This is a genomic window from Psychrobacter sp. T6-5, assembly GCF_052258485.2.
In the GTDB taxonomy this organism is placed as follows: Bacteria; Pseudomonadota; Gammaproteobacteria; order Pseudomonadales; family Moraxellaceae; genus Psychrobacter.
In genome coordinates, this window is record NZ_JBQQEY020000001.1 from 222,911 (window position 1) to 246,768 (window position 23,858).

General features: G+C 43.9%; 18 protein-coding genes. 14 read left to right on the forward strand and 4 right to left on the reverse strand.

What is annotated here, in order from left to right; translation table 11 throughout:
• Positions 1-20 precede the first annotated feature (20 nt).
• Positions 21-2,885, reverse strand: coding sequence for a response regulator (locus ACTXGK_RS15595; protein ID WP_443514818.1), 2,865 nt, complete (start codon positions 2,883-2,885; stop codon positions 21-23).
• 314 nt (positions 2,886-3,199) lie between these two features.
• Here ACTXGK_RS15595 and fmt point away from each other — a divergent pair, with 314 nt between their 5' ends.
• The 8 genes from fmt (at position 3,200) to ACTXGK_RS15635 (ending at position 13,482) form a co-directional block, all read left to right on the forward strand.
• Positions 3,200-4,288, forward strand: a complete 1,089-nt coding sequence (gene fmt, locus ACTXGK_RS15600) for a methionyl-tRNA formyltransferase (protein ID WP_443514819.1) — start codon at positions 3,200-3,202, stop codon at positions 4,286-4,288.
• Between the two features lie 108 nt (positions 4,289-4,396).
• A complete protein-coding gene (locus tag ACTXGK_RS15605) occupies positions 4,397-5,980 on the forward strand; it encodes a transcription antitermination factor NusB (protein ID WP_443514820.1) in 1,584 nt (527 codons plus the stop codon).
• A gap of 46 nt (positions 5,981-6,026) precedes the next feature.
• On the forward strand, positions 6,027-7,448 hold the full coding sequence (gene thrC, locus ACTXGK_RS15610; RefSeq protein ID WP_443514821.1) for a threonine synthase: 1,422 nt from the start codon (positions 6,027-6,029) through the stop codon (positions 7,446-7,448).
• 336 nt (positions 7,449-7,784) lie between these two features.
• On the forward strand, positions 7,785-8,894 hold the full coding sequence (locus ACTXGK_RS15615; RefSeq protein ID WP_443514822.1) for a LysM peptidoglycan-binding domain-containing protein: 1,110 nt from the start codon (positions 7,785-7,787) through the stop codon (positions 8,892-8,894).
• A 57-nt stretch (positions 8,895-8,951) separates the two neighbouring features.
• Entirely contained in the window at positions 8,952-10,205 is a 1,254-nt protein-coding gene (dprA, locus tag ACTXGK_RS15620) for a DNA-processing protein DprA (protein ID WP_443514876.1), read from the forward strand.
• Positions 10,206-10,328: 123 nt separating this feature from the next.
• Positions 10,329-10,958, forward strand: coding sequence for an L-threonylcarbamoyladenylate synthase (locus ACTXGK_RS15625; RefSeq protein ID WP_443514823.1), 630 nt, complete (start codon positions 10,329-10,331; stop codon positions 10,956-10,958).
• A 328-nt stretch (positions 10,959-11,286) separates the two neighbouring features.
• Positions 11,287-12,258 (forward strand): epimerase, encoded by a 972-nt coding sequence (locus ACTXGK_RS15630; RefSeq protein ID WP_443514824.1) that lies wholly within the window; start codon positions 11,287-11,289, stop codon positions 12,256-12,258.
• An 87-nt stretch (positions 12,259-12,345) separates the two neighbouring features.
• Positions 12,346-13,482 carry a metallophosphoesterase gene (locus tag ACTXGK_RS15635; protein ID WP_443514825.1) on the forward strand — a complete coding sequence of 379 codons (1,137 nt, stop codon included), beginning with the start codon at positions 12,346-12,348 and terminating at the stop codon, positions 13,480-13,482.
• Between the two features lie 17 nt (positions 13,483-13,499).
• Here ACTXGK_RS15635 and ACTXGK_RS15640 read toward each other — a convergent pair whose 3' ends face one another.
• Positions 13,500-14,894 (reverse strand): alpha/beta hydrolase, encoded by a 1,395-nt coding sequence (locus tag ACTXGK_RS15640; RefSeq protein WP_443514826.1) that lies wholly within the window; start codon positions 14,892-14,894, stop codon positions 13,500-13,502.
• A 449-nt stretch (positions 14,895-15,343) separates the two neighbouring features.
• On the opposite strand from ACTXGK_RS15640, the gene grpE reads away from it, so the two are divergent.
• Together grpE and dnaK are read left to right on the forward strand one after the other, a co-directional pair.
• Positions 15,344-15,943, forward strand: coding sequence for a nucleotide exchange factor GrpE (gene grpE, locus ACTXGK_RS15645; RefSeq protein ID WP_371533055.1), 600 nt, complete (start codon positions 15,344-15,346; stop codon positions 15,941-15,943).
• A gap of 184 nt (positions 15,944-16,127) precedes the next feature.
• On the forward strand, positions 16,128-18,068 hold the full coding sequence (gene dnaK, locus ACTXGK_RS15650) for a molecular chaperone DnaK (RefSeq protein ID WP_443514827.1): 1,941 nt from the start codon (positions 16,128-16,130) through the stop codon (positions 18,066-18,068).
• Positions 18,069-18,195: 127 nt separating this feature from the next.
• Here the strand turns inward: dnaK and ACTXGK_RS15655 are convergent, their stop codons facing one another.
• Complete coding sequence (locus ACTXGK_RS15655; RefSeq protein ID WP_443514828.1) at positions 18,196-19,023, reverse strand: methyltransferase domain-containing protein; 828 nt, start codon at positions 19,021-19,023, stop codon at positions 18,196-18,198.
• A 50-nt stretch (positions 19,024-19,073) separates the two neighbouring features.
• The gene (locus tag ACTXGK_RS15660; RefSeq protein ID WP_443514829.1) at positions 19,074-20,306 is read right to left on the reverse strand and encodes an 8-amino-7-oxononanoate synthase; all 1,233 of its coding nucleotides are present in this window, start codon (positions 20,304-20,306) and stop codon (positions 19,074-19,076) included.
• Between the two features lie 283 nt (positions 20,307-20,589).
• Here ACTXGK_RS15660 and ACTXGK_RS15665 point away from each other — a divergent pair, with 283 nt between their 5' ends.
• The 4 genes from ACTXGK_RS15665 to ACTXGK_RS15680 all read left to right on the forward strand — a co-directional run bounded on the left by ACTXGK_RS15665 (position 20,590) and on the right by ACTXGK_RS15680 (position 23,763).
• Positions 20,590-21,126, forward strand: coding sequence for a porin family protein (locus tag ACTXGK_RS15665; protein WP_443514830.1), 537 nt, complete (start codon positions 20,590-20,592; stop codon positions 21,124-21,126).
• Positions 21,127-21,333: 207 nt separating this feature from the next.
• Positions 21,334-21,978, forward strand: coding sequence for a porin family protein (locus ACTXGK_RS15670; protein WP_443514831.1), 645 nt, complete (start codon positions 21,334-21,336; stop codon positions 21,976-21,978).
• Between the two features lie 198 nt (positions 21,979-22,176).
• Positions 22,177-22,791 carry an NfeD family protein gene (locus ACTXGK_RS15675; RefSeq protein ID WP_443514832.1) on the forward strand — a complete coding sequence of 205 codons (615 nt, stop codon included), beginning with the start codon at positions 22,177-22,179 and terminating at the stop codon, positions 22,789-22,791.
• 90 nt (positions 22,792-22,881) lie between these two features.
• A complete protein-coding gene (locus ACTXGK_RS15680) occupies positions 22,882-23,763 on the forward strand; it encodes an SPFH domain-containing protein (RefSeq protein ID WP_201603343.1) in 882 nt (293 codons plus the stop codon).
• Positions 23,764-23,858 lie beyond the last annotated feature (95 nt).

The window sequence follows — 23,858 nt, forward strand, 5'->3', positions numbered from 1 at the left end:
TTTTATTCTTTTATTGATGTTTAGGGTATAAAGCTTTGTAAAACGGTTTCTAGATCCTTTTTACTGATAGGTTTGGATAAAAACTCGTTCATACCTACTTGCATGCATGCCTTGCGATCCTCTTCTGTATTATTCGCCGTTAGCGCGACAATAGGTATGTCGTCGCCTTGTGCGCGGATTGCCTGAGTAGCTTGTAGACCGTCCATGACTGGCATCCGGCAATCCATCAAAATCAGGGAAATCTCCTCACGCTTGCTGGCTAATATATCTAGCGCTTGCTGACCATCTTCTGCAACGATACTGCGATAGCCAAGTTTGCTCAACATTTTGCAGGCTATTTTTTGATTGGTTGGGCTATCTTCCACCACTAAGATAAGGGGTGATAATGGCTGTGAACTTTCTTCTTGAACAGTTGTCTCGCTAATGTTCTCTTTAATATCTTGTGTTTGTGTTAGCTTTTTTCTAGCTGGCATTGTCAAGCGCAGGATTTCAGACAGTAATAGCGCACTATCTAAAGGCTTTGCCAAAAAGCCATCACACTGATCGAGTAACATAGAGGGTATACGGCGCTCAGATTTCATACTAAACAGTATTTTAGGTAAAGATGTATTAGCGAGTAGGCTATTTAATGCTTGCCGTCTATCGATGCTCGTGACTATGTGCTTGCTGTGCGTTAAATGAGGTTTTGTGAGGTCAGCCTGCTCTTGTGATAATGAGTTTTGATATTTCGCTGAGTTGTCAGTATCGGGCTTATTACCAACTAAGATCGCGCTGGTATCATAGTACTCATAATCTAGTAGGAGTATGGGTGCTGAGCTTTGCTGATCTCGACTTAGGCGTTCTGTTAATTGCTCTATAGTCGCTAGGTCTACAGAAGTATAAATAGTGCTAGATATCGCTAAGTGCTCACAAAGCCGCTGTAAATGTTGCGCGACAAGCGGCTGGTGGACGACCGCGATTAGGCAAATATGACTTAGGTGCTGACTAGGATGATATACCGGCTGATAGTTTGGGCGTCGGCAAGGCAAATACAGGTTGAACACACTACCTTCATTAACGGTGCTGGTTAGTTCTATAAATCCGCCTAGTAATCGCGCAAAGCTATTGACGTTTTTTAGTCCCAACCCTGCATCGATAGCATTTTGTGCTACTGGATTGATATCTGAGCTATGGGGTTTATTTAAGTACGACAAGAGCTGATGCTGTTTGGCAGATGTGATACCGATACCAGTGTCCTGCACGCTAAAGCGCACCCAGCAGCTCACTGCATCTGCGGTAAGGTTTTTATTGATAGACTGTAAGGTCTCTTTGCTAGCCTCTGACATTTGCTCGTGGTCGGTTTGTTCTATCATCAGTGTGACATGCCCAGAGGGGGTGAATTTTACCGCATTATGCAGTAGATTCAGTAAAATCTGCCGGAGACGCACGTCATCAGTATCAATACAGCGTGGACAGTCTGGGGCAAAAAAGTAAATCAGCTCAAGCCCTCTTTGCCTCGTATCGTTTATGATTAGCTCATTAACTTCCTGACCAAGCTTATAAATATCGACGGGCTCAATATTAAGGCGGGTTTTTCTAACCTCGATATTTCCTATATGTAGCGTCTCATTGAGGGCGGTCAGCATGTTCTGACTGGTGGTAATCAAATTATCTAGTGTTTTGTTTTGTCTTGCATTTAATGTGTTCGGATCAATTGGCTCAAGGATATCGATCATAGCTTCTAGCGGTATGCGCAACTTATGACCGATGACAAACCTAAGTTTATTGAACTCATCAACCTTTCGCTGTAGCTGTTTATTTTGCTGTTGCAACTGCTCGTTCTGATTAACCAGCTCACTGACATCATTAAGCAGTACCGTAAAACCATGAACTTGTCCATGCTCACCAAACCATGGAGTGGCATGCAACTGGTAGGCTTGTTTGTTGTCTATTCCATAGACGGTCAATGTACGCGAGACTTGTAAACCAGCTAGCGTTTGAAGTATTTGCTGAGTCGCCTCATCTTTGCCCATGACAAAGTCAGTGAGTGTATAACTGTGTCCGTTTTTGGCAGAGGGTGTAAATGTTTTTTCAAAGCGTTGATTATAGAAGCTAATCTGACCGTGACGTAAGCTCATCAGCATTGGTAGCGGTGCCTGATCAACCAAGCGCTCCAAACGATGATTTAATGTTTTGATACGTCGATAGTCGTTGTGTAGCTGATAACTGACACGGCTCAGTGCATGACCTAGCAGCAAAAACTCAGTGGTGGATTTTTCTTGTAAAAAGGGTGGCGGCGTATAAGATTCTTTCGCCTGAACACTCAATTTATCAGTGTAAGCTATTAGCTGCTCCCAGTTGGTTCGACGGTGGAGCATATAAAACAAAGCGATAAAAAACAGTATCAGAGCCACCATTAATGGTAGCCAATAACGGTACGAGGTCCAGTCGATAGTCAAAGGCTCATAGCGCAACACAACATAAACCTGATGACCACTTTCGAGCTTTATCGTTCCTGTTAAAGCACTACTACTGACCGTATACGCACTTTGGTTATCCTTAGAAAAAGTGGCTGCATTGACTGTGGGAAACGTTACTATCGTAAAAGCTGATTCGTTAGGTTGAGTCTTGCGATGGATATAAGTTTGCCCAGATGGCATCATCAAAATAAGCTGATAACTGATATGATCAAAAGTAGGCTGTTTTAGGATTTTTTCTATTTCTACATCGATAGGCGCGGCATGCTCAGTAATACTGTGCTGTAATGCATGAAAAGTATCTATACTGTGTTGTTCGCTATGATGTCTCAACCCATCAAACAACGTGACATAGTACAGCAGTAGCATGACCAGTAAGGTCGATGCATAGAAGATCAATAATCGCTGTAAGGACTGAAACTGTTGCATGAGAGCATGGCCCTATATCGACACAAGAACATATAGTGAAATCATCATCGTTTCTTATAGTAATTGATTTATTCAAAACCTTGGTACTGATACCTTCTTATTATCTATAGCAGAATAATAGTGTGTCATTTATAGAGTATTGCTGACGAAGTATTTTTATTCTATAAGAAGGTCGATAACTAGAGCAATGACACTTTTTATATTATAAAGGCAAAAAGCGTCATTAGTCATACTGGATTGAGACTACCACACTTATGGCACAACGTCGTAAACTCACCTATAATGGACAAATTAACCTTATATACTGCAAGACTATGACTACTGCCAATTTTGATCTGTCTAATACATCTATAAACAATAATAAACTATCTAATGAGCGACTAAGAGTCGTATTTGCAGGCACGCCTGAGTTTGCTGCCATTAGTCTAGAAGCGCTCATTCGCCAGCAAGACGCACTTAATATCGATATTGTCGCGGTATATACCCAGCCGGATCGCAAAGCAGGACGCGGCCAAAAACTATCAGCCTCTGCTGTCAAAGAAGTGGCATTAGCGAACGATATCGCTGTTGAGCAGCCAATTACCTTTAAAAAATCCAGCACAGAGGGTATGGCAGCACGACAGACGTTGCGTACGTATCAGCCAGATCTCATGATTGTCGCCGCTTACGGTCTGATTTTGCCTATCGGTGTATTGACCACACCCACGCATGGTTGTCTAAATATTCATGCCTCATTATTACCACGATGGCGCGGTGCGGCGCCTATTCATCGTGCACTATTGGCTGGTGATGATGAGACAGGTATCACCATCATGCAGATGGATAAAGGGCTTGATACTGGTGATATGCTCTATAAGGTGAGCGCTAGTATAGAGCCTGATGAGACGGCAGCGAGCCTACATGATAAGATGGCAACGCTTGGTGCGACGGCTATCGCCACAGTATTAAAAGATTTGTCACATTACCAAGCACAGGCAATCACCCAAGATGACAGTCAGGCAAATTATGCCGAAAAGCTCGTAAAAACTGAAGGTGAGATTGACTGGACACAACCTGCTGCTATCATTGAGCGTCAAATTCGTGGATTGACACCATGGCCTGGCGCTTATACTTTTCTAGAAGGGCAACGCGTCAAAATACTCGCGGCACTACCCATCAATACCACGCAAAAAACAGATAAGTCCGCTGGCACGGTCGTGAGTGTCGGGCGCAAGGCAATTTTGGTGGCTTGTGGTCAAGAGGCTGAACAACCAAATGATAATGCCGCTCATGACGTACAATTCAGCAACATATTGGCGGTAACTAAATTACAGTTTGCTGGTGGTAAGCCGATGACCGCGGAACAGCTTTGTCATGGTAATCAGCTAAACGACGGTGATCGATTCACAGCAGAATCAAAATAATTTTATCTAAATAGCTTTATCTGAATAGCTTTATCTGAATAGCTTTAAAGACATTTAACCTTACTAGCACAAGACGCGATCAATCATACGTCAAGGAAATACAACTTCATGAGACAAACCAACAGCGCGTCTAAAAACAATGCACCTAGAAACAATAAGCTCAAGCCATCAAGCAACCTGATTATGAATGGCAGCGTTCGCGTTCGCGTCATTCGCACCTTGCTTGCGATTCAAAATGGTCAATCGCTCTCAAGCGTGCTTGACCCATTATTAAACAGCTTGCATGACGGTGATAAAGGTTTTGCCCATGCGTTATTGCTCACAACATTACGCCAATGGCATGCTCTTGCGCGCTTGCTCGACACGCTAGCAGACAATCCTATTGATGAGGTTGAAGTTCGTACCACGATCCAAGTTGGTTTGGTGCAATTGCTGTATTTGGAAGTGGCAGATCATGCCGCGATCCATGAAACGGTTGAAGCGGCAAAAGAGATTGAATTTGCCCATGCGACAGGTTTAATCAATGCTATTTTGCGCAAAGTTGCTAAAAACCCGAGTAAATTCCGTAAGAAGTGCGATAAAAAACACAGCTTGCCTAATTGGCTTGCCTATCAGCTTAAGCAAGACTGGAGTGAGCAGTACGATGCGCTGACCCAAGGCTTACGCCAAGCGGCACCGATGTTTTTACGAGTTAACTCGGCAGTTACTCCAGTAGAGGATTATCAACAGTCACTGTACGGCGCAGAAATTGATGCAGATATCGTTGAGCTAACGACTGGTTTTAGTGTAGCGAACTCGTCAGAGACTACTACAACACTATCGACCAAAGGCTTAAGACTGCATCAGACTACCGCTGTCAATGCTTTGCCTCATTTTGCTGAAGGCATCGCCAGCGTGCAAGATATGCATGCTCAGCTTGCGGCACCCATTATCAATAAAGCGTTAATGGCGAAGCTCAGCGCTGAAAAATCTGATACGGAGAATACCAATAACGAGATACATATTCTAGATGCTTGTGCTGCGCCTGGTGGCAAGCTGGCTCACTGGTTGGAGTTGCTCAGCTCAGATAATCAGTCATCTCTGTTTCACGTGAAACAAGATGATGCAGAAGCGAAACCTCTAGCTTCTAAACTCAAGCTAACCGCTATCGATAATGAAGAACCGCGCATCGAACGCATCTATGACAATCTACAGCGTCTTAATCTCAAACAGCAAGATTTAGAGCAAGCTGAGAAAAATATCGCTCTTAACGTTATCTGCGCTGATGCCACCAGATGGCAACATGGAAAAAATAAAAAAGCTGCGACCAATGAGCCAGTATTCGATGCAATATTATTGGATTCTCCTTGTACCGCGACGGGCGTGATTCGTCGTCATCCTGATATCAGTATCTTGCGTACCGAAGAAGACATCGAGCAAACGGCACTGCTGCAAGCCGATATTTTGCATAACTTATGGCCACAGCTTAAAGCGGGCGGTTATCTGTTGTATGTCACGTGCTCTATCTTAAAGCAAGAAAACGTCGAGCAAATGCAGGATTTTATCACTCATCATAATGATGCGGTAGCGATTGAGTTTACCGAGGATTGCAATTGGGGCATCGAACAAGCGATCGGTCGTCAGTGCTTACCGATTGATAGCGAGAGCGGTGATGGTTTTTATTATGCGCTGTTGCAGAAGACTGCTGAATAAACCATTTTTAACTATCGAATAACATTATTGTAGACAGGACAATCTAATGAAATATATCAGTACCCGTGGTCAGACAGCACCAATGGACTTTAGTGATGTATTGTTGATGGGACTTGCGCCAGACGGTGGTTTGATGCTGCCTGAGCATTATCCAACCGTTGACGGCGCTGTGCTTGATGAGTGGCGTACACTGAGCTATCCAGAGCTGGCACTCGCGATTATGCAGCGTTTTGCTACAGATATTCCTTATGCGGATCTAAAAGACATTATTGATCGCACCTATACCGCTGCCGTTTTTGGTAGTGACGATATCGTGCCTGTCCGCAAGCTTGAAGACAACTTATACATTTTAGGATTATCAAACGGCCCCACATTGGCATTTAAAGACGTTGCTATGCAGTTTTTGGGCAATGCCTTTGAATACGTACTGAAGAGAAAAGAGGCACGTATTACCATTATTGGCGCAACTAGCGGCGATACGGGTAGTGCGGCGGAATACGCGTTGCGCGGCAAAGAAAACGTCGAAGTCTTTATGTTGTCACCGCATGGCAAAATGAGTGAGTTTCAGCGCGCGCAAATGTACAGCTTGACCGATGATAATATTCATAATATCGCGATCGATGGTATGTTTGATGACTGTCAGGATATTGTCAAAGCGCTGCAACAAGATGCTGATTTCAAAGCGCAGTATGACTTGGGTACGGTTAACTCTATCAACTGGGGACGCATCCTCGCGCAGATTGTTTATTACTTTAAAGCCTATTTTGCGGTGACGGCAAGCAACGATGAGAAAGTGAGCTTTAGCGTGCCTTCAGGTAACTTTGGTAATATTTGCGCCGGTCATATCGCTCGTGAAATGGGTCTGCCCGTTGAGCGTTTGATTGTCGCCACCAATGAAAACGACGTGCTCAATGACTTTTTTAACCAAGGTGCGTATCAGCCGCGCCCCACTGAAAAAACCTACGTCACATCAAGTCCATCGATGGATATCTCAAAAGCTTCGAATTTTGAACGCTTTGTTTATCTATTGCTAGATAAAGACAGCGCGCGCGTTCATGAGTTATTTAACGGCGTAAAATCAGGTCAAGGGTTTGACTTGTCTGATTTGATGGAAGCGGTCAATACGCGTTATGGCTTTGCTGCCGGCAAATCAACCCATAGCGATCGCTTAAACACGATCAAAGTGTTGTATGAACAGCATGGTGAGCTGGTTGATCCGCATACAGCTGACGGTATCAAGGTTGCCAAAGAGTTACAGCGTGAAGGCGAAGTCATTATCTGTGCAGAGACCGCATTGCCTGTTAAGTTTGCTGACACTATTGTTGAAGCGGTGGGTCAAATCGACATCGAGCGTCCTGCTCATACAGAAGGCTTAGAAGGCCTGCCACAACATGTCATAGTCTTAGACAATGACGCGGCATTGGTTGCTGAGCAAATTCGTCAGCATGTTGCACCAAGTCCAGCATAAGCGATAAACGTTTTAAGTTCATCTTCAATAGATAGAGGCGTTTGTATAAAAGTTACACCATTGTAATAAAGTGTTTATGATTGTGTTATGGTAGATATAATTGTAGTATTAGAAACAGCGTCAGCGAGTCATTATTTTGCTAGACGCTTTTTTAGGAATGAATCTAGCCAATTATACTGAACAGCTGCCCTATAGTTGCCACAAGAATGATACTTATAAATCGCTGATAATATTGATTTTTTACTATTTTTTTTAATAAAGTCAAATGTCTTTAGAGTGATGAATTAAGTGTGATTTATTGTGACCCAAACAGTGGTACATATTGTGGATATAACCATGAAGATGAGCTTAAAAAAGACAGCAAAAGCACTGGTAAAAGGATTATTAGTTACGACATTTAGCAGTGCCATGTTGATGACCACAGCCCACGCCAATAATCCACCACCTACCATAAAAGCAGATGCCCCCAATCGCTATATCGTCAAAAAAGGCGATACCTTATGGGACATCTCAGGCCGCTACCTCGACAGTCCATGGCGCTGGAAAGAGATTTGGGCAACCAACAAGCAAATCAAAAATCCAAACCTTATTTATCCAGATGACATTCTTATCCTCTGTGTGATTCAAGGTAAGACGCTAATAGGAGTCGATACAGGAGAGGGCTGTGCTGGTATCGAAAAGCAACTGACGGGTAACGTGGTTGCCAGTACTATCGCCGTGACCTCAACGGCCAATAGTATTCCGCCTATTCCATGGTCTGCTATTCAGCATTGGCTTGATAAAACGCTCATTGTGAATCCAGAAGATTTTAATACTACACCGTATATCTTGGCTTCCAAAAACCGTAACTTAATCACGGCAAGCGGTGATAAAGTCTATGCCAAAGGCGTGCCACTAATTGTTGGTCAGCGCTATGGCGTATACCGCGAGGGTGACCTGTACGTTGATCCTAAAACTCAAGAAATTATCGGTCTAGAAGTCACGCAAGTAGCGACTGGCCTTGTTACTTCGACAGAAAGCAATGGCGTCACCAGCTTGCAGCTTACTGACAGTTACGACAAAGAAGTGCGTGAAGGTGATCGTGTGTTTGTAGAGTTGGACAACGCTATTCCGCCTGTTTTTTATCCAACGCCTGCTAGCGTCAGTCGTGGCGGTATGATTGTGCGGGTAATGGATTCAATCAGCTCTGCCGCTAAAGGCAGCGTGGTAGCGATCAATTTAGGCAGCTTGCATGGTGCCAAACCAGGTGATGTACTGACCGTGTATCAAAAAGGTCCGTTGGTGCGAGATGTTAAGGATAATGACATGCCGGTACGCTTGCCAAATGAGCCAAGCGGTATGGTGATGGTGTTTAATACCTTTGATAATATTAGCTATGCTTACGTACTCGACTCTGAGCTACCACTCAATGTTGGCGACCAACTATTGCCACCCCCTTATCTATAAGCACATAAGGCTTTGTGAAGCGATTTTACTAAGTTTGCCTAAACGAGACAGATGACAATGACCGCAGTCACCTCTTCTTTATCCGACGAGCAGCGTGCCATATTGGCGCTGTGGTATGAGGTGAATGCATCATTATCTGCTTATCACAAGCTTGTTACCACTTATGGTGACGCGCAGCTCGCGTGGCAAGCCAAGGTGGCAGCATGGAAGCAGTTAGGCATTCATCACACGCATCTCAAACGCCATGAACAGCCAGAGCAAACACATGCTGCTATTGATAAGATACAGCAAGCGCTTCTGGATGGGCGCTATGGTTTATTGTTTGCCGGTCAGCCTGACTATCCTGCTCAGCTTCTTCATATTTATGATCCGCCGCCATTACTGTTTTTTCGAGGTAATAGCGCGCGCCTGCATCAGGCTCAAATTGCTATCGTGGGCAGTCGAAAACCGACAGCCCATGCTCAAAAAATCACGTTTGATATGGCGCAATATCTGGCACAGGCAGGGTATATCATCACCAGTGGTCTGGCAATAGGCGTTGATAAACGGGCTCATTTAGGCGCTTTGGCGCAGACTGATCTTGACTATCAAGGCCGTACTATCGGGGTGATGGGTACAGGGATTGATGTGAATTATCCCAATCATCGTGACCAGTTATTTGCTCAAATCATTGAGCAAGGTGGCTGCATTATTAGTGAGCTACTGCCGCATACCCAGCCGCACAAACATACCTTCCCGCGCCGTAACCGTCTGGTAGCTGGGCTGAGTCTAGCCACTATTGTGACCGAAGCGACGATCAAAAGTGGCTCGCTCATTACCGCCCGTCTAACTTCTGAGCAAGGCAAACAAGTATTTGCCATTCCAAGTCATATTGACAATAGTAATGCCGAAGGTTGCCATCACTTAATACGTGAAGGGGCGACGTTGATTTACCATCCTCAGCAGGTGTTAGAAGACGTCAATGGTCAGCTTGATTATGGCAAGCGCTCGTATAGACCAACAGATACTACTACAAGCGCTAATAGACACCAATTGGAGGTCACTCAATCCTCTGACGCGTTAAATGTAGAGACGGGCTATGTCACAACGGTCAGTCAGCCAGAACCTTCTCATATCAAATCCCCTCGTAGCGCGATCGTTGTCCCTGAGCATTTAATACAGATCTATGAGCAGCTCGATTGGCATGGACAGGATTTAGATGCGCTTATTATTGCCACTCAGCTTGCGCCGCCACAGTTGATTGGACAGCTGATGGAACTTGAGCTAATGGGCGTCATCAGTGTGCAAGGCGGACGCTATTTACGTGTATAGCGAATCGTCACTCCTAACTACCACATAAAAATAAGTAGGATAGATCCTAAATATCGCTACCTTAGTCAGCCTGTCTCTTGTGCTATTATTAGTGTCTCTATTCCAGCATAAAACATGTAAGCTATGAGCCAATCTATACCTTTTGTCACTGACTCTGCCACACAAGCTGCAAACTGGCTTAAAGAAGGAAAGCTACTTGCATACCCAACAGAAAGCGTTTGGGGTATCGGTTGCGACCCTTATAATCAAGCCGCTGTGCAGCGTATCTTGGATATTAAACAACGTCCGCAAGCCAAAGGCATGATCGTCATTACCGATAGCTTAGAGCGTTTGTCACCTCTACTAGCCTCTTTAAATAATGCCCAGCGCCAGCAAATTATCGATAGCTGGCAGCCAGATGTTAATGACGGCGAGCTACACAATCGCCAAGCGCATACTTGGTTATTACCCATTCCTCAGACACTTTCGACCATGATGCCCTCATGGATAATGGGTGAGCATCAGACCATTGCAGTCAGGGTCATCGCCCATCCTATCATACGAGAACTGTGCCAACAGATGGTCAGCGAAAATAACCCATTTGGCTTCATTGTTTCGACTAGCTGCAACCCGTCAGGTCAATCGCCTGCCAGCACCTTTGATACCGCCTATGGTTACTTTGGTGAGCAGATTAGCTATTTTCAGGCAGATACTCTGGGTTATATCTTACCCAGCCAAATCCGTGATGCAACGACAGGCTCCGTCATTCGTTAGTAGGCAATAAACGACCTTTCATACCATTATGGCCTAGTCTTTTGTACTGTCTTCTTTGTGCTTTCGCCATCAATAAACTGTATTTCGCTAGCTGAATATTGCTATGGTGATCGTTCTGTAGCCATAGCAAAAATATACCTTCTCAGCGTTAGCTATCGCTAAACCCGCTTCCTTAGTTCCCGTTGCTTTACTAAAAGTATGTAAAAGTTATTTTGATAAAAACGACAAAAAAGTAGACGATAGTTAAAAGGGGCTGATTTTTATTGAACGATGAATCTTTCAACGATAGGTCATCGTTGCGATATTTGATACATATAGGGAGTAGGGTATGAAAGTTTTAATTAGTGGTGGCTCAGGGTTTTTGGGTAGTGCGTTTAGCCGAGAGTTAATCGAACGGTATCGCACGCAAGGTAAAGAGGTGATGATTACTTGGCTGACCAGAGATAGCAGTCAAGCTCATCCTGATGACATCAAGATGATGACTTACGATGAGCTTGCAACCTCTGATATGAGCTTTGATGTCATAATGAACTTAGCTGGCGCAGGTATTGCTGACGCGCGTTGGAGCGATGAGCGCAAAGAGCAATTAATAGCCAGTCGTATTAAGCCTACTCAATCGATATTAAGCTTCATCGAACGTACTGCAACAAAGCCAAAACTACTAGTAAGCGGCTCAGCAGTCGGTTGGTACGGCACGCAAGGTGATAAGCCATTAACTGAACACAGCAGTTTTGAGACAGACTTTGCCCATCGCTTATGTGAGGAGTGGGAGAGCTTGGCGCTCAAAGCGACTGATTACGATGTTCCTGTCGCTATTGTACGAACAGGCGTTGTGATACATCCTGAAGGTGGTATGGTGGCCAAATTACTACTGCCATTTAAGTTTGGCGTTGGCGGGCAGTTGGGTGATGGTCAACAAATCATGAGCTGGATTAGCCGTGACGATTGGGTGGGGGCGGCGATTTTTATTATTGAGCAGCATCTTGCTAGTCAATTTGGCCATAAACAGAGAGTTTCACATAGTAATAATGTCATAGAGACAAGAAGTGATACGCCAGCCTTTGTCTATAATCTCACTGCGCCCAATCCCGTGAGTAACCATACTTTTACTAAAACGCTTGGCTCATGGTTACATCGGCCGACACTTTTTACCTTGCCAGAGTTTTTACTCAAGCTGATGTTTGGTGAGATGTCGACGTTACTGATTGATGGACAAAAGGTGCTGCCACAGGCGCTTCTTGATGCAGGTTACACATTCAAGCACGTGACACTCAAACAAGCATTAGAGGATCAGAGATAGTTACGTCGTGACTGTTTCATGTGAAACATAAAAAGGTCGGCTTATATTAAATATTCACTAGATTATATTTCTGTCTAAGGACGACCCATGCGTTACGCATTTTTCATCACCATTTTTTTGCTCTTACAGCTGTTTAGTGCGGGTGCTGCTCTAAGCTTACAGTGGTGGTTACAGCCTTGGATCACGCCAGCGCTCCGGATCGCTATATGGTCTGCTATATTTATCATCACTAACGGATTGTTGATATCAAGTGTCAAAAGAGCGTTTGCCAATAGCTACCGCTGGGTTAGCGGTTGGATGTTGGTTATGCATTTTATGCTGCTCACGGCATTGCTGATAGGCCTACTCTATGGTGGATATTGGCTAATAGTCCTGCTGTCAGGTAATGCGACCAATGACCTGAGCAGTATCGCTATTGGATTACGCGCCCTAGCCTTGATTATATTTATAGGACTATTCTCTTATGCGCTGCATAGTGCTTATGTGCCAGTCGTACGTAAGCTGTCTATTAGTATCAACAAACCGCTTGCTAAACCATTGCGCATTGCGGTCGCGAGTGACCTGCATTTAGGACGACTATTTGGCGTAGCAGCGATAGATAGGTTGAACCGTCTAATGATTGATTCGCAATCTGATATGCTGCTTATGCCAGGCGATATCATAGATGACAATACAGACGCGTTTAATAACTATAATATGGCAAAAAACTTAGCTGAGCTATGCAGCAGCCTGCCATACGGCGTCTATGCAACGTTGGGCAATCATGATCTGTATGGCCACGAACAGCCAATCAGCCAAGCGTTAGTCGATGCAGGCGTACATTTATTAAATGATGACGTGCTTGGTATCGAACACGAGGGTCAGCCTATATGGCTGGTTGGACGTTTTGATAATCATAAACGCCAGCGTGTCGCGACAACTGACCTGCTCGCGAAAGTTGATACTTCACAGCCAGTGATACTGCTGGATCATAGACCAAGCGATATTAATGAGCACAGTCAGTTACCAATCGATCTACAGGTATCGGGACACACTCACAATGGACAAGTATTCCCCGCCAACTTCATCGTGAGCGCCATAAACCGATTAGGCTATGGGTATGAGGCCATTGGTAAAGGACACTTTGTGGTGTCCTCGGGTTATGGCTTTTGGGGTATTCCGTTTCGATTGGGCTCACGCTCAGAGATTTGGCTAATTACCGTTTCTGGTCATACTAATAAATGAGTAGTATTAACTAGCCGCTACGCCACGAGCTGCGATTTTGTACTAATAACCTCACGGACGAAGCCGCCAAAACCATGAATAATATTTTTTGTTTCCTGCCCAAGTCCTTGATGCACGCTCATAAAATGAATAAAGCCATGCGGTGCGCCCAACACAGTATGGGTCTCAACAGGCACCTTATAACTCTCTAACTGCTTGGCATAAGCAAATGCCTCGTCACGCAATACATCGAGTTCAGCGGCGACGATATAGGTGGGACATACTTTGCTATTATCACCAAGCATTGGCGAATTTAGTATATGTATGCGTGGCAACGGACTATTCTCAAGACAAGCAGCGTCAAATACTGCCACATCAGCGTGATCCAATAGCAGGCCTTCACCATACAGCTCCCAACTCGGATAATCTGTCTCAATATCAGTCACAGGATACAGTGGCATCTGTGCTAGCGGCGCAGGTAGCTTCTTTAATAGATCAAACATTTTCTGACCATCTGCACCCAAATCTAGCCAAGCGTTTTCGTTTGGTGCGGTGAGTTGCTGTGCAATCAAGGTAGAAAGGCCACCACCTGCGCTATCGCCTGCAAGAACGATACGTGAAGGCAAGGCACCGAAGGTATAGCAGTGCTCAGCCAACCAAGCATAAGCGGTAATACAGTCTTTCAACGCTGCGGGTGCAGGACACTCAGGAGCCAAGCGATAATCCACACTGACCACGGGCCAACCAGTCTGCTCACAGACCGCGTGACAGAACTCGTGATGTGTATCGACACCACCAATACAAAACCCACCACCATGAAAAAACAACATGGCAGTTTGGTCAGGATTATGATTACGTCTTTTCTTAGAGCCAATGCTCTTGGTACCTGCCTGATAGCAGCGAATGGTCATATCGCCATCATCCGCGTTGGCTATGGTTTTATCTTCCCAATTGACAGGTGCTTCACCTTTTTTGATAAAAGGTTTGATGTTACTTAGCATACTGCCACCCGCTTGGTGCCATACGCTCGGTGCTTGCATTGCCACTGCATCCGCAGCAAACCTTTCACGGAGCTCATGCATGGGCGTCAGCTCTAATGGCGTCTTGAGATGACTATTCACCGCGAGGATCATGCGCAAATGAGCATTGGCGTGCAGATATTGCTTTGAGTGAGGCCCTTTTAAATAACCAATCAAACCTTCTAATACTGGCGTTGGTAGATAGCCAAGACCTTTCATCGCATAGTGCAAAGTGTGTGGCTGGCAATGCATCATTGGGTTATAACTGAGCATTTTTTCTTTCACGCTCAAACGCTTTTTTTGCACACCGTTGTCTTTCGCTTCACTAATCATCTCATCGTTTGACGCCAAATGCAGCGCCATCAATGTTTTGTTCAGTAAGGTATTGATTGATGATACTGTTGAATTAGACATAACATCTCTCATAACTGTTTTTGAGTGTTTACTGTTACATCAGCGTACACTTTAGAGTAAGGAATAATATTTGTAGCAATAATAAGGCAGTAGTGCGTAAAACAGGGTGTTATTTAGTAATAGCGTGGGTAGCAACGGTAACCTATTTAGAGTAATTGACGGTTTTTTGTACGTTTTGTTAACGTATATTGAGACCAGTTGACACAGCGGAGAAATGCTGAGTACTTGTTTTAAAGACAGATCTAACCATATTTGTCGTAAATGCGAAAAATTCCTTTGCTTTAGGCTTGAAATTTATACTTACTACCTTTATCAAGCAGCTATTAGAGCGTATTAATAAAAAAAATGAGTGATAACCGTTAAGTATCTGATAAAGGCATGATACAGCCAGCGATTGGCTGATTTATTGTGTCTTATCTCAATTATTATTGACATTCCAAGGAGCTATCATGAGCGAGCAAAATACCAACCAAGAAAACTTTGACCAAACGGTCGTACATGACAATGTTGAGCATAAAGAAAGTATCTTAGAAGAAACCTTGGATGAGTTTGATCCAAAGAACAACTCAGGCGAAGAAGCCACGATTGAAAACGAAATCAACCTTGACACATTCAAAGCGCGCATCGCTGAATTAGAAGGTGAAGTGAAGCAAGCCAAAGAAAGCACTGCTCGCGCCAACGCTGAAGCGTACAATGCACAAAAGCGCGCCGAGCAAGAAGCAGATAAGAGCAAAAAATTCGCTCTTCAAAAATTTGCAAAAGAGTTACTCGATATCGTTGATAACTTAGAGCGTGCTATCGAAAACGCAGACGCGAATGACCCAGTCGCTGAAGGGGTACAACTAACTCACAAAGCATTGGTCTCTGTACTCACACGTCATGGCGTAGAAGTAGTCGATCCAGAAGGTGAGAAATTCAACGCGGACTTCCATGAAGCAGTGGGTATCGATCCAGAAGCAGAAGCTGATACCGTCGGTACAGTTCTACAAAAAGGCTATAGCTTAAACGGTCGTCTGCTACGTCCAGCCATGGTACGTGTTGGTCAATAATATTTTTTGGGGCTAAACCCTACTAATATGAAGGTTTTTCACAAAAAATCACAGGAAAGACTGTTTTTGCTTGATTACCGCCTTGAAAAATACAACAAGCAAACCGATATATAGCAACAAGTGACCGACTACGGTCTGGATAAATAAGTATTTATAGTTAAAAACAAATTAGGAGCAATTGATTATGGGTAAAGTAATTGGTATTGATTTAGGTACGACTAACTCGTGTGTAGCAGTAATGGAAGGTGACAAAGTTAAAGTCATCGAAAATGCTGAAGGTACGCGTACCACACCATCAATCGTCGCTTATAAAGATGACGAAACATTGGTTGGTCAGTCAGCGAAGCGTCAAGCAGTCACCAATCCAAGCAACACATTGTTTGCGATTAAGCGTTTGATCGGTCGTCGTTTTGATGACAAAGTCGTGCAAAAAGACATCGGCATGGTTCCTTACAAAATCGCTAAAGCAGACAACGGCGATGCGTGGGTAGAAATCAACGGTAAAAAGCTTGCGCCACCACAGGTTTCTGCTGAAATCTTGAAAAAAATGAAAAAAACAGCAGAAGATTATCTTGGTGAGAGCGTGACTGAAGCAGTCGTAACCGTACCTGCTTACTTCAATGACTCACAGCGTCAAGCAACCAAAGATGCAGGTAAAATTGCAGGTCTTGATGTAAAACGTATCATCAATGAGCCAACTGCTGCGGCACTTGCTTATGGTATGGACAAGAAACAAGGCGATAGCACTGTTGCTGTATATGACTTGGGCGGTGGTACTTTCGATATCTCAATCATCGAAATTGCAGACGTTGACGGTGAGCAACAGTTTGAAGTACTAGCGACCAACGGTGATACGTTCCTTGGTGGTGAAGACTTTGACTCAGCATTGATCGATTTCTTAGTGGCTGAATTCAAAAAAGAGCAAGACGTTAACCTAAAAGGTGACTCTCTTGCGATGCAGCGTCTAAAAGAAGCCGCTGAAAAAGCGAAGATCGAACTATCAAGTGCACAAAGCACTGAAGTGAACTTGCCTTATATTACTGCTGATAGCAGTGGTCCTAAGCATTTGGTTGTCACTATCAGTCGCTCAAAACTAGAGAGCCTAACGGAAGAGTTAGTACAGCGCACCATGGGCCCTTGTAAAATTGCCCTTGAAGATGCTGGCCTAAAAATCGGCGATATCGATGACGTTATCCTCGTTGGTGGTCAGACTCGTATGCCACTAGTACAACAAAAAGTACAAGAATTCTTCGGTCAAGAGCCACGTAAAGACGTAAACCCTGACGAAGCAGTTGCAGCTGGTGCGGCAATCCAAGGCGCGGTATTGTCTGGTGACAAAACTGACGTATTGCTACTTGATGTAACGCCATTGACGCTAGGTATCGAAACCATGGGCGGTGTTATGACGCCAGTTATCGAGAAAAACACCATGATTCCTACCAAGAAATCACAGGTATTCTCAACAGCTGAAGACAATCAGCCAGCAGTAACGATTCAGGTATATCAAGGTGAGCGTAAAATCGCTAACCAAAACAAACTGCTCGGTCGTTTTGACTTGACGGATATCCCACCAGCACCACGTGGCTTACCACAAATCGAAGTGTCTTTTGACATCAATGCTGATGGTATCATGAACATCTCAGCAACCGATAAAGGTACTGGTAAAGCACAAAGCATCCAAATCAAAGCGGATTCTGGCTTGTCGGACGAAGAAGTCGAACAAATGGTTCGTGATGCAGAGGCTAATGCCGCTGAAGATGAGAAATTCGCTAATCTAGCGCAAGTTCGTAACGAAGCAGATGGTCGTATCCATGCGGTACAAAAAGCGCTGAAAGAAGCAGAAGATAAAGTCACTGATGAAGAAAAATCAACAGTAGAAACTGCGATCACTGAGCTTGAAGCGGCGGCGAAAGAAGACGATCATGACGAAATCAAAGCCAAGCTTGAAGCATTAGACAATGCCTTCTTGCCAATCAGCCAAAAAATCTACGCTGATAGCGGTGCTGGCGCAGAAGGTATGGATCCAAGCCAGTTCCAACAAGGTGCTGACGCTAATGGTAGCAACCAAGCGGATGATGACGTTGTTGATGCTGAGTTCACTGAAGTAGATGAAGACAAAAAGTAAGCAATTACTTAATGTTCAAGGCTGACTTAATCGCTAGTTAGATTAAATTAGCTAGATCAAAAAAACGCATCTTTCGAGATGCGTTTTTTTATGCCTGATATTCAAGTATATATTTTCAAGCGTGCCGTTATGGCAAACGCGCATCAATCATTAGTACGTCGTAAGTCAGATATACGCAAGGCTGATCGTCCTCATCTATGCCCGAAAACTGCTGCCAATAATCGCGCTCGAATGCTTGCAAGCGGGTTTTGGTCCAGAAAAAAGGCTGTGTGTTGGATGTTTGCTCACCAATCGTTTGATTGCTATGTGTTTGATTGGTAGACACACCCGTCATCTTCATATGTTTAAGCACGTCATAAGGCCGGGCAAATGGTACGTCAAAACGCTGCACTGATAGCTTTATGTGTCTAAATCCCGCTTGATTCAGTGCTAATTGCCATTCACTAATATCTGGATAATGCAGTCCTTGTCCTGTTAGGGTTTTTATTTGCAAAAAATTATCTGGGGTAAAGGTGCTTAGTAATAATTGTCCATTAGGTTTTAGCCGTGAGGCTGACTGTGCAATAAAGCTGAGTGGATTATCAAACCACTGAATCGCATTGGCACTGATGACTAAGCTATGTTCATCGCCTAAATCCATCGTTTCCGCATCGCCAATTAATATCTTCGCTTGCGGCAATATTTTCTGTAAATGAGTGGCTTGCTGCTCACATAACTCGTTGATAGACCAGCGCTCACTTTGTACATATGTTGCCAGTAGCTGCGTTAGTTGTCCCGTGCCTGCACCAACCTCAAGCACACTGTCTTGATTGGTATTATCGATAGCCATTAATAAGTGCTGACAAACCTGCTGCTGAATGTGAGCATGTTTATTGTACTGACTGGCTTGAGAAAAATGCCGCGCAATAGTCTGCTTGCGGGCACTTAGCTCGGAAGTAGTGAGAGGATGTTCCATAATCGTTCTTTCACATAAAAGTTTATAATGAGCATCAAAAACTGCTGTCGTCATATGGATAATTGCATGATTAGGCGCTCGCACTCAGCATGGGTAATGGCTGCGTTGAGTACCAAGCGAATACGTGACGTATTAGTAGGAACGGTCGGTGGCCTGATAGGCAGGGCATAAAATCCAGCGTCTTGGAGTTGTTTTGCTTTTGTCATTGTACGAGCATTATCACCTAAAATATAAGGCACAATGGGTGACTCGTAAATAGGATCTTTTGTTGCCGATGCCACGCGATATTCAGGGCTAATGGCTTGGCTCAGTTTTAATGAAATCTGCGCCAAATGCTGTCGCCGCGTCTGTAGCTGTGGCATTTTTTCCAAAATAAACCGTGTCCATGCATGATTGATCGGTGGCAGTGCGGTACTAAAAATCAGCGGACGCATCTGATTAATCAGCCAAGATCTAACCACCTCATCACATAGAATATAAGCGCCAACGGAAGCAAACGCTTTACCAAACGTACCCACTAGGTAGTCAATCTCAGTGAGCGTATTTGTTTCTTCGGCTAACCCTAATCCTTGCGTTCCCAGGACACCGACGGCATGGGCTTCATCGATATATAGCTCGATACGACTGTCAGCGGCTTTTAGCTTAACTAAAGTAGGTAGATCAGCACGATCCCCGTCCATGCTAAAAATACTTTCGGTGACGATGATGATACGCTCCACGTCCTCCTCAACCTGCGCGAGCATAGCAGCCAAATGCGCATAATCATTGTGCCGATAGCGGCGATACAGACAGCGTTTACTTTCGCTTAGCCTGATACCATCAATCATACTGGCGTGTACCAACTTGTCTGCCAAAATAACCGTCTTCACCGGTAGCGCAGTCAACGCAGGTAAAATCCCGATATTGGCGTGGTAGCCACTATTTAATACTAACGCAGATTTCGTCGCGGTTTGATTTATTCCAGCTGCGGTTTCATACCACGCTTGTAGCTCATACTCTAACGCCTGTAGCTGTGCATCGTTACCAGTTAACAGACGCGATGACGTTGCGCTCATTTTGGGCAAACAGTCCATTGATTGCTGAATAAACTTGAAAAACTCACGCTGCAACTCAGCATCACTTCCCAAACCTAGATAATCGTTGCTAGCAATATTTAATAGGGTATTGTCATTAACGATTACATACCGTCCTTGGTGTTCGATATCTGGTAATTTGCGATACTGCTGTTTGTCTTTGAGTTGTAAGAGCGCAGTTTGTAGCTGTGCGTTGATAGAAGCTGACATACAGAGCCGTCCTTTTTCTTTATTCGTCAGTATACGCGGAACACAATGAGTAGGGATTATTGCACAAAAACGTGACGTGTAACAAAAAGTTTCATATATCAGCCTTTGTAACCCGAGCACTGACAAATGCTTTCAAATCTTAACTCTCATACCATTAAACACTGACAGAGTGTCTGAAATAGTTTGTTACTATGTACCCATCGTTAGCAAACAAGGCGATAGGGCCAAATGGTCAATACAACTAAATAACTTGTTTGTCCAAATTTACTTGAAGGAGCTAATAATGAAAACTCTACAAAAAACTATACTTGCACTAGCAACTGGTTCTTTACTTACTGTAGGTGCAAACGCTGCTGTTAACTATGGTAACGGCTATACAGGTCAACCGTATGTTGGTGCTAAAGTCGGTCAATTTGATCTAGATATCGACAATGCTGATGATCCAACTGCATACGGTGTTTATGCGGGTTATAACTTCGATCCTAACTTTGGTATGGAAGTTGAGTATGTTGGTTCAGATGATGCTGACTACAGAGGCGGTGATATTGACGCCAAAACATACGGCGCTTATGGTACATACCGTTACGCATTCCCAAACACTGGTTTATACGCAAAAGGTAAACTAGGTGTAGCAAAAACTGAAGTGGAAGCATCTAATACCGTTGCAGGTTTATATAATGGTTCAGATGACGATACCAACCTTGCTGGTGGTGTAGGTCTTGGTTACGTAGTAAACTCTGACTTTAGTGTAGAAGCTGAATACGACATGCTAGGTAGCGATGCAGATCTTATGACTGTTGGTGCACAACTAAAATTCTAAATCTTAGTTGAAAAGTATACCAAACAAGAAACGACCACTCTAAGTGGTCGTTTTTTTATGCCTATAAAATATTTTTACAACATATGTTTACTTTGATAAATAATTTGGTATGATACTGCCACTACTGATTACGAGTAGAAAATAGTTGAGTAGTGTTTGATAGTAAACAAATTATTTGTTTACTAAATCCAAGGTTGAGAATAATTTATGAAAAATCTACAAAAAGCATTACTTGCAGTAATCGCAGGTTCAGTAATGACAATGAGCGCACAGGCAGCAATGAACTATGCGGGTCAGCCGTATGTTGGTGCGAAAGTTGGTCAGTATAGCATCGATGTAAGCGATATTGACGATGCTTTTTCTTATGGCGTTTACGGTGGCTATAAATTCACTAATCAGTTCGGTATTGAAGCTGAATATTTAGCGACAAATGATGGTGACATAGATGTTAATGATGCTGAAGTTGATGATTTTATTGACGAAATAACTAATGGTTTTGGTCTTCCACAAGGTGTTACGCTAGATGCAAATAGAGAATATTCTGCTAGTGTTTTAGGTTTGTATGGTACTTATGATTATGCATTCCCCAACACTGCTTTATACGCTAAAGGTCGTCTAGGCGTTGCGAAAAACAAGATCGATATTGATACTAATATTATAGTTTCTGATGGTATTACTACGCAGAAAAATAGTGTTTCTGAATCTATATCTGATACGGGAGTAGCTGGTGGCTTAGGATTAGGTTATAACTTTGGTCCTATGGCTTCAGTAGAAGCGATGTATAACTTCTATCCTGAAGTTGACGATGTTAATGTCAATGGGATAACTCTAGGGGCTCACTTTAAGTTCTAATCAACTCAGAGTCAAAATAGTTAGCTAAAAAACGATCACTTTAAGTGGTCGTTTTTTTCGTGCCAATTTTAGCATTCATTGTACTTGTTTTATCAAAATACCACACCATAAATAATAATAGGTAATTGATTTTTAAGATAATATTATCTGCAAAACTGTGCTACATTGGAAGGTAGGCAGATACAGGAGTAGGCAGCGATGATTGAGACTATCTGGATGATTGAACCTTGGCATTGGTTGGTGTTGGGCTTCTCCTTGATGATTGCTGAGATATTTATTCCGACCTTTGCCAGCCTTTGGTTTGGTGCGGCTGCTGTGATCGTTGCCGCTTTAGCGTGGTTGCTCCCCATTCCGTTATTATTTCAGGTGTTGATTTGGCTTTCGCTATCGGTTTTGTTTATGTTTGCTTGGGTCAAATATATCAAGCCGCTGTCAATGAACCGCAAAAAGGTGGGGCAGAGTAGCGATCTGATTATTGGTGAGACGGGCATGATCGTGGTCAAACCGCAAAAAGGCATTTCAGGTATGGTGCGCTTTAACGTGCCTATTTGGGGTGCAGATGAGTGGCCATGCCGCACAGCAGGCGTGAATGTCGAGACAGGTGATCGAGTGGTAGTCGTAAAGATGGTCGGCGATGAGATGGTGGTTGCACCCACGCAGCGCCTTCAAGCACCCAAAACCATATATCCAAACATTACCCCGACGATCAACAGTCAATTGCCTGCAAGTAGCCAAATGCCTGCCAAAAAATCTAAAGCGAGTAGACTGAGCTTGCACAAACCCGATCTCAAAGAGACAGGTACTAGCAAATAAACGTTATCAGGTACCAAAGATTTTTAAATCAAGAAAAAAAGGACATAAATCACGTCGCTGGCAAATAAAGCGAAGGTTAAGGAGAATCACATGGGTAGTATCTTGAGTAGTTTAAATGGCGTCGGTATCGTGATGCTGGTATTGGCAGCATTGGTGGTCTTTACCGTCTTTAAGAGTGTTTGTATCGTCCCACAAGGGTACAAGTGGGTCGTGCAGCGGCTGGGTAAATATCAGCAAACATTAGAGCCTGGCTTTAGCATTATCATTCCTTTTGTGGATAGAGTCGCTTATAAAGTCACTACAAAGGACATTGTATTAGACATTCCATCACAAGAAGTCATCACCCGTGATAACGTCGTTATCATCGCTAATGCCGTGGCTTATATCAACATCTTGCGTCCAGATAAAGCGGTCTACGGTATTGAAGATTATGAGCATGGTATCCGCAATTTGGTGCAAACCTCCTTGCGCTCGATTATTGGTGAAATGGATTTGGATAATGCCTTATCAAGTCGTGATGAGATCAAAGCATTGCTCAAACATGCGATCTCAGAAGACATCGCAGATTGGGGTATTACGCTTAAAACCGTAGAAATTCAAGACATTAATCCCTCGCAAACCATGCAAGCCTCTATGGAAGAGCAAGCAGCCGCAGAGCGCCTACGCCGTGCGACCGTTACTCGTGCCGATGGTCAAAAACAAGCTGCTATTTTGGAAGCAGATGGTCGTCTGGAAGCCTCACGCCGCGATGCCGAAGCGCAAGTGGTACTGGCTAAAGGCTCAGAGGAGTCGATTCGTCTTATCACAGCGGCGATGGGTGACGAAGAGATGCCGATTGTCTATTTACTTGGCGAGCAGTACATCAAGTCCATTCGCCAACTGGCAGAGTCTGACAACTCAAAAATGGTGGTGTTGCCAGCCGATATTTTGAGCACCGTTAAAGGCATGGTTGGTGATAAATTAAAACTGTAAGCATTTCAAAAAATATCGAAAAAAGACCTCAAGCGAGGTCTTTTTTACGTTTGATAATTGGTTTGAATGCTAGGGCGTGCCATCAATTAGCCCGT

Excerpts from the sequence above, each read along its gene's own strand:
- ACTXGK_RS15595 (WP_443514818.1), bottom strand. The coding sequence starts at position 2,885 with ATGCAACAGTTTCAGTCCTTACAGCGATTATTGATCTTCTATGCATCG.
- fmt (WP_443514819.1), top strand. The coding sequence starts at position 3,200 with ATGACTACTGCCAATTTTGATCTGTCTAATACATCTATAAACAATAAT.
- ACTXGK_RS15605 (WP_443514820.1), top strand. The coding sequence starts at position 4,397 with ATGAGACAAACCAACAGCGCGTCTAAAAACAATGCACCTAGAAACAAT.
- thrC (WP_443514821.1), top strand. The coding sequence starts at position 6,027 with ATGAAATATATCAGTACCCGTGGTCAGACAGCACCAATGGACTTTAGT.
- ACTXGK_RS15615 (WP_443514822.1), top strand. The coding sequence starts at position 7,785 with ATGAAGATGAGCTTAAAAAAGACAGCAAAAGCACTGGTAAAAGGATTA.
- dprA (WP_443514876.1), top strand. The coding sequence starts at position 8,952 with ATGACCGCAGTCACCTCTTCTTTATCCGACGAGCAGCGTGCCATATTG.
- ACTXGK_RS15625 (WP_443514823.1), top strand. The coding sequence starts at position 10,329 with ATGAGCCAATCTATACCTTTTGTCACTGACTCTGCCACACAAGCTGCA.
- ACTXGK_RS15630 (WP_443514824.1), top strand. The coding sequence starts at position 11,287 with ATGAAAGTTTTAATTAGTGGTGGCTCAGGGTTTTTGGGTAGTGCGTTT.
- ACTXGK_RS15635 (WP_443514825.1), top strand. The coding sequence starts at position 12,346 with ATGCGTTACGCATTTTTCATCACCATTTTTTTGCTCTTACAGCTGTTT.
- ACTXGK_RS15640 (WP_443514826.1), bottom strand. The coding sequence starts at position 14,894 with ATGTCTAATTCAACAGTATCATCAATCAATACCTTACTGAACAAAACA.
- grpE (WP_371533055.1), top strand. The coding sequence starts at position 15,344 with ATGAGCGAGCAAAATACCAACCAAGAAAACTTTGACCAAACGGTCGTA.
- dnaK (WP_443514827.1), top strand. The coding sequence starts at position 16,128 with ATGGGTAAAGTAATTGGTATTGATTTAGGTACGACTAACTCGTGTGTA.
- ACTXGK_RS15655 (WP_443514828.1), bottom strand. The coding sequence starts at position 19,023 with ATGGAACATCCTCTCACTACTTCCGAGCTAAGTGCCCGCAAGCAGACT.
- ACTXGK_RS15660 (WP_443514829.1), bottom strand. The coding sequence starts at position 20,306 with ATGTCAGCTTCTATCAACGCACAGCTACAAACTGCGCTCTTACAACTC.
- ACTXGK_RS15665 (WP_443514830.1), top strand. The coding sequence starts at position 20,590 with ATGAAAACTCTACAAAAAACTATACTTGCACTAGCAACTGGTTCTTTA.
- ACTXGK_RS15670 (WP_443514831.1), top strand. The coding sequence starts at position 21,334 with ATGAAAAATCTACAAAAAGCATTACTTGCAGTAATCGCAGGTTCAGTA.
- ACTXGK_RS15675 (WP_443514832.1), top strand. The coding sequence starts at position 22,177 with ATGATTGAGACTATCTGGATGATTGAACCTTGGCATTGGTTGGTGTTG.
- ACTXGK_RS15680 (WP_201603343.1), top strand. The coding sequence starts at position 22,882 with ATGGGTAGTATCTTGAGTAGTTTAAATGGCGTCGGTATCGTGATGCTG.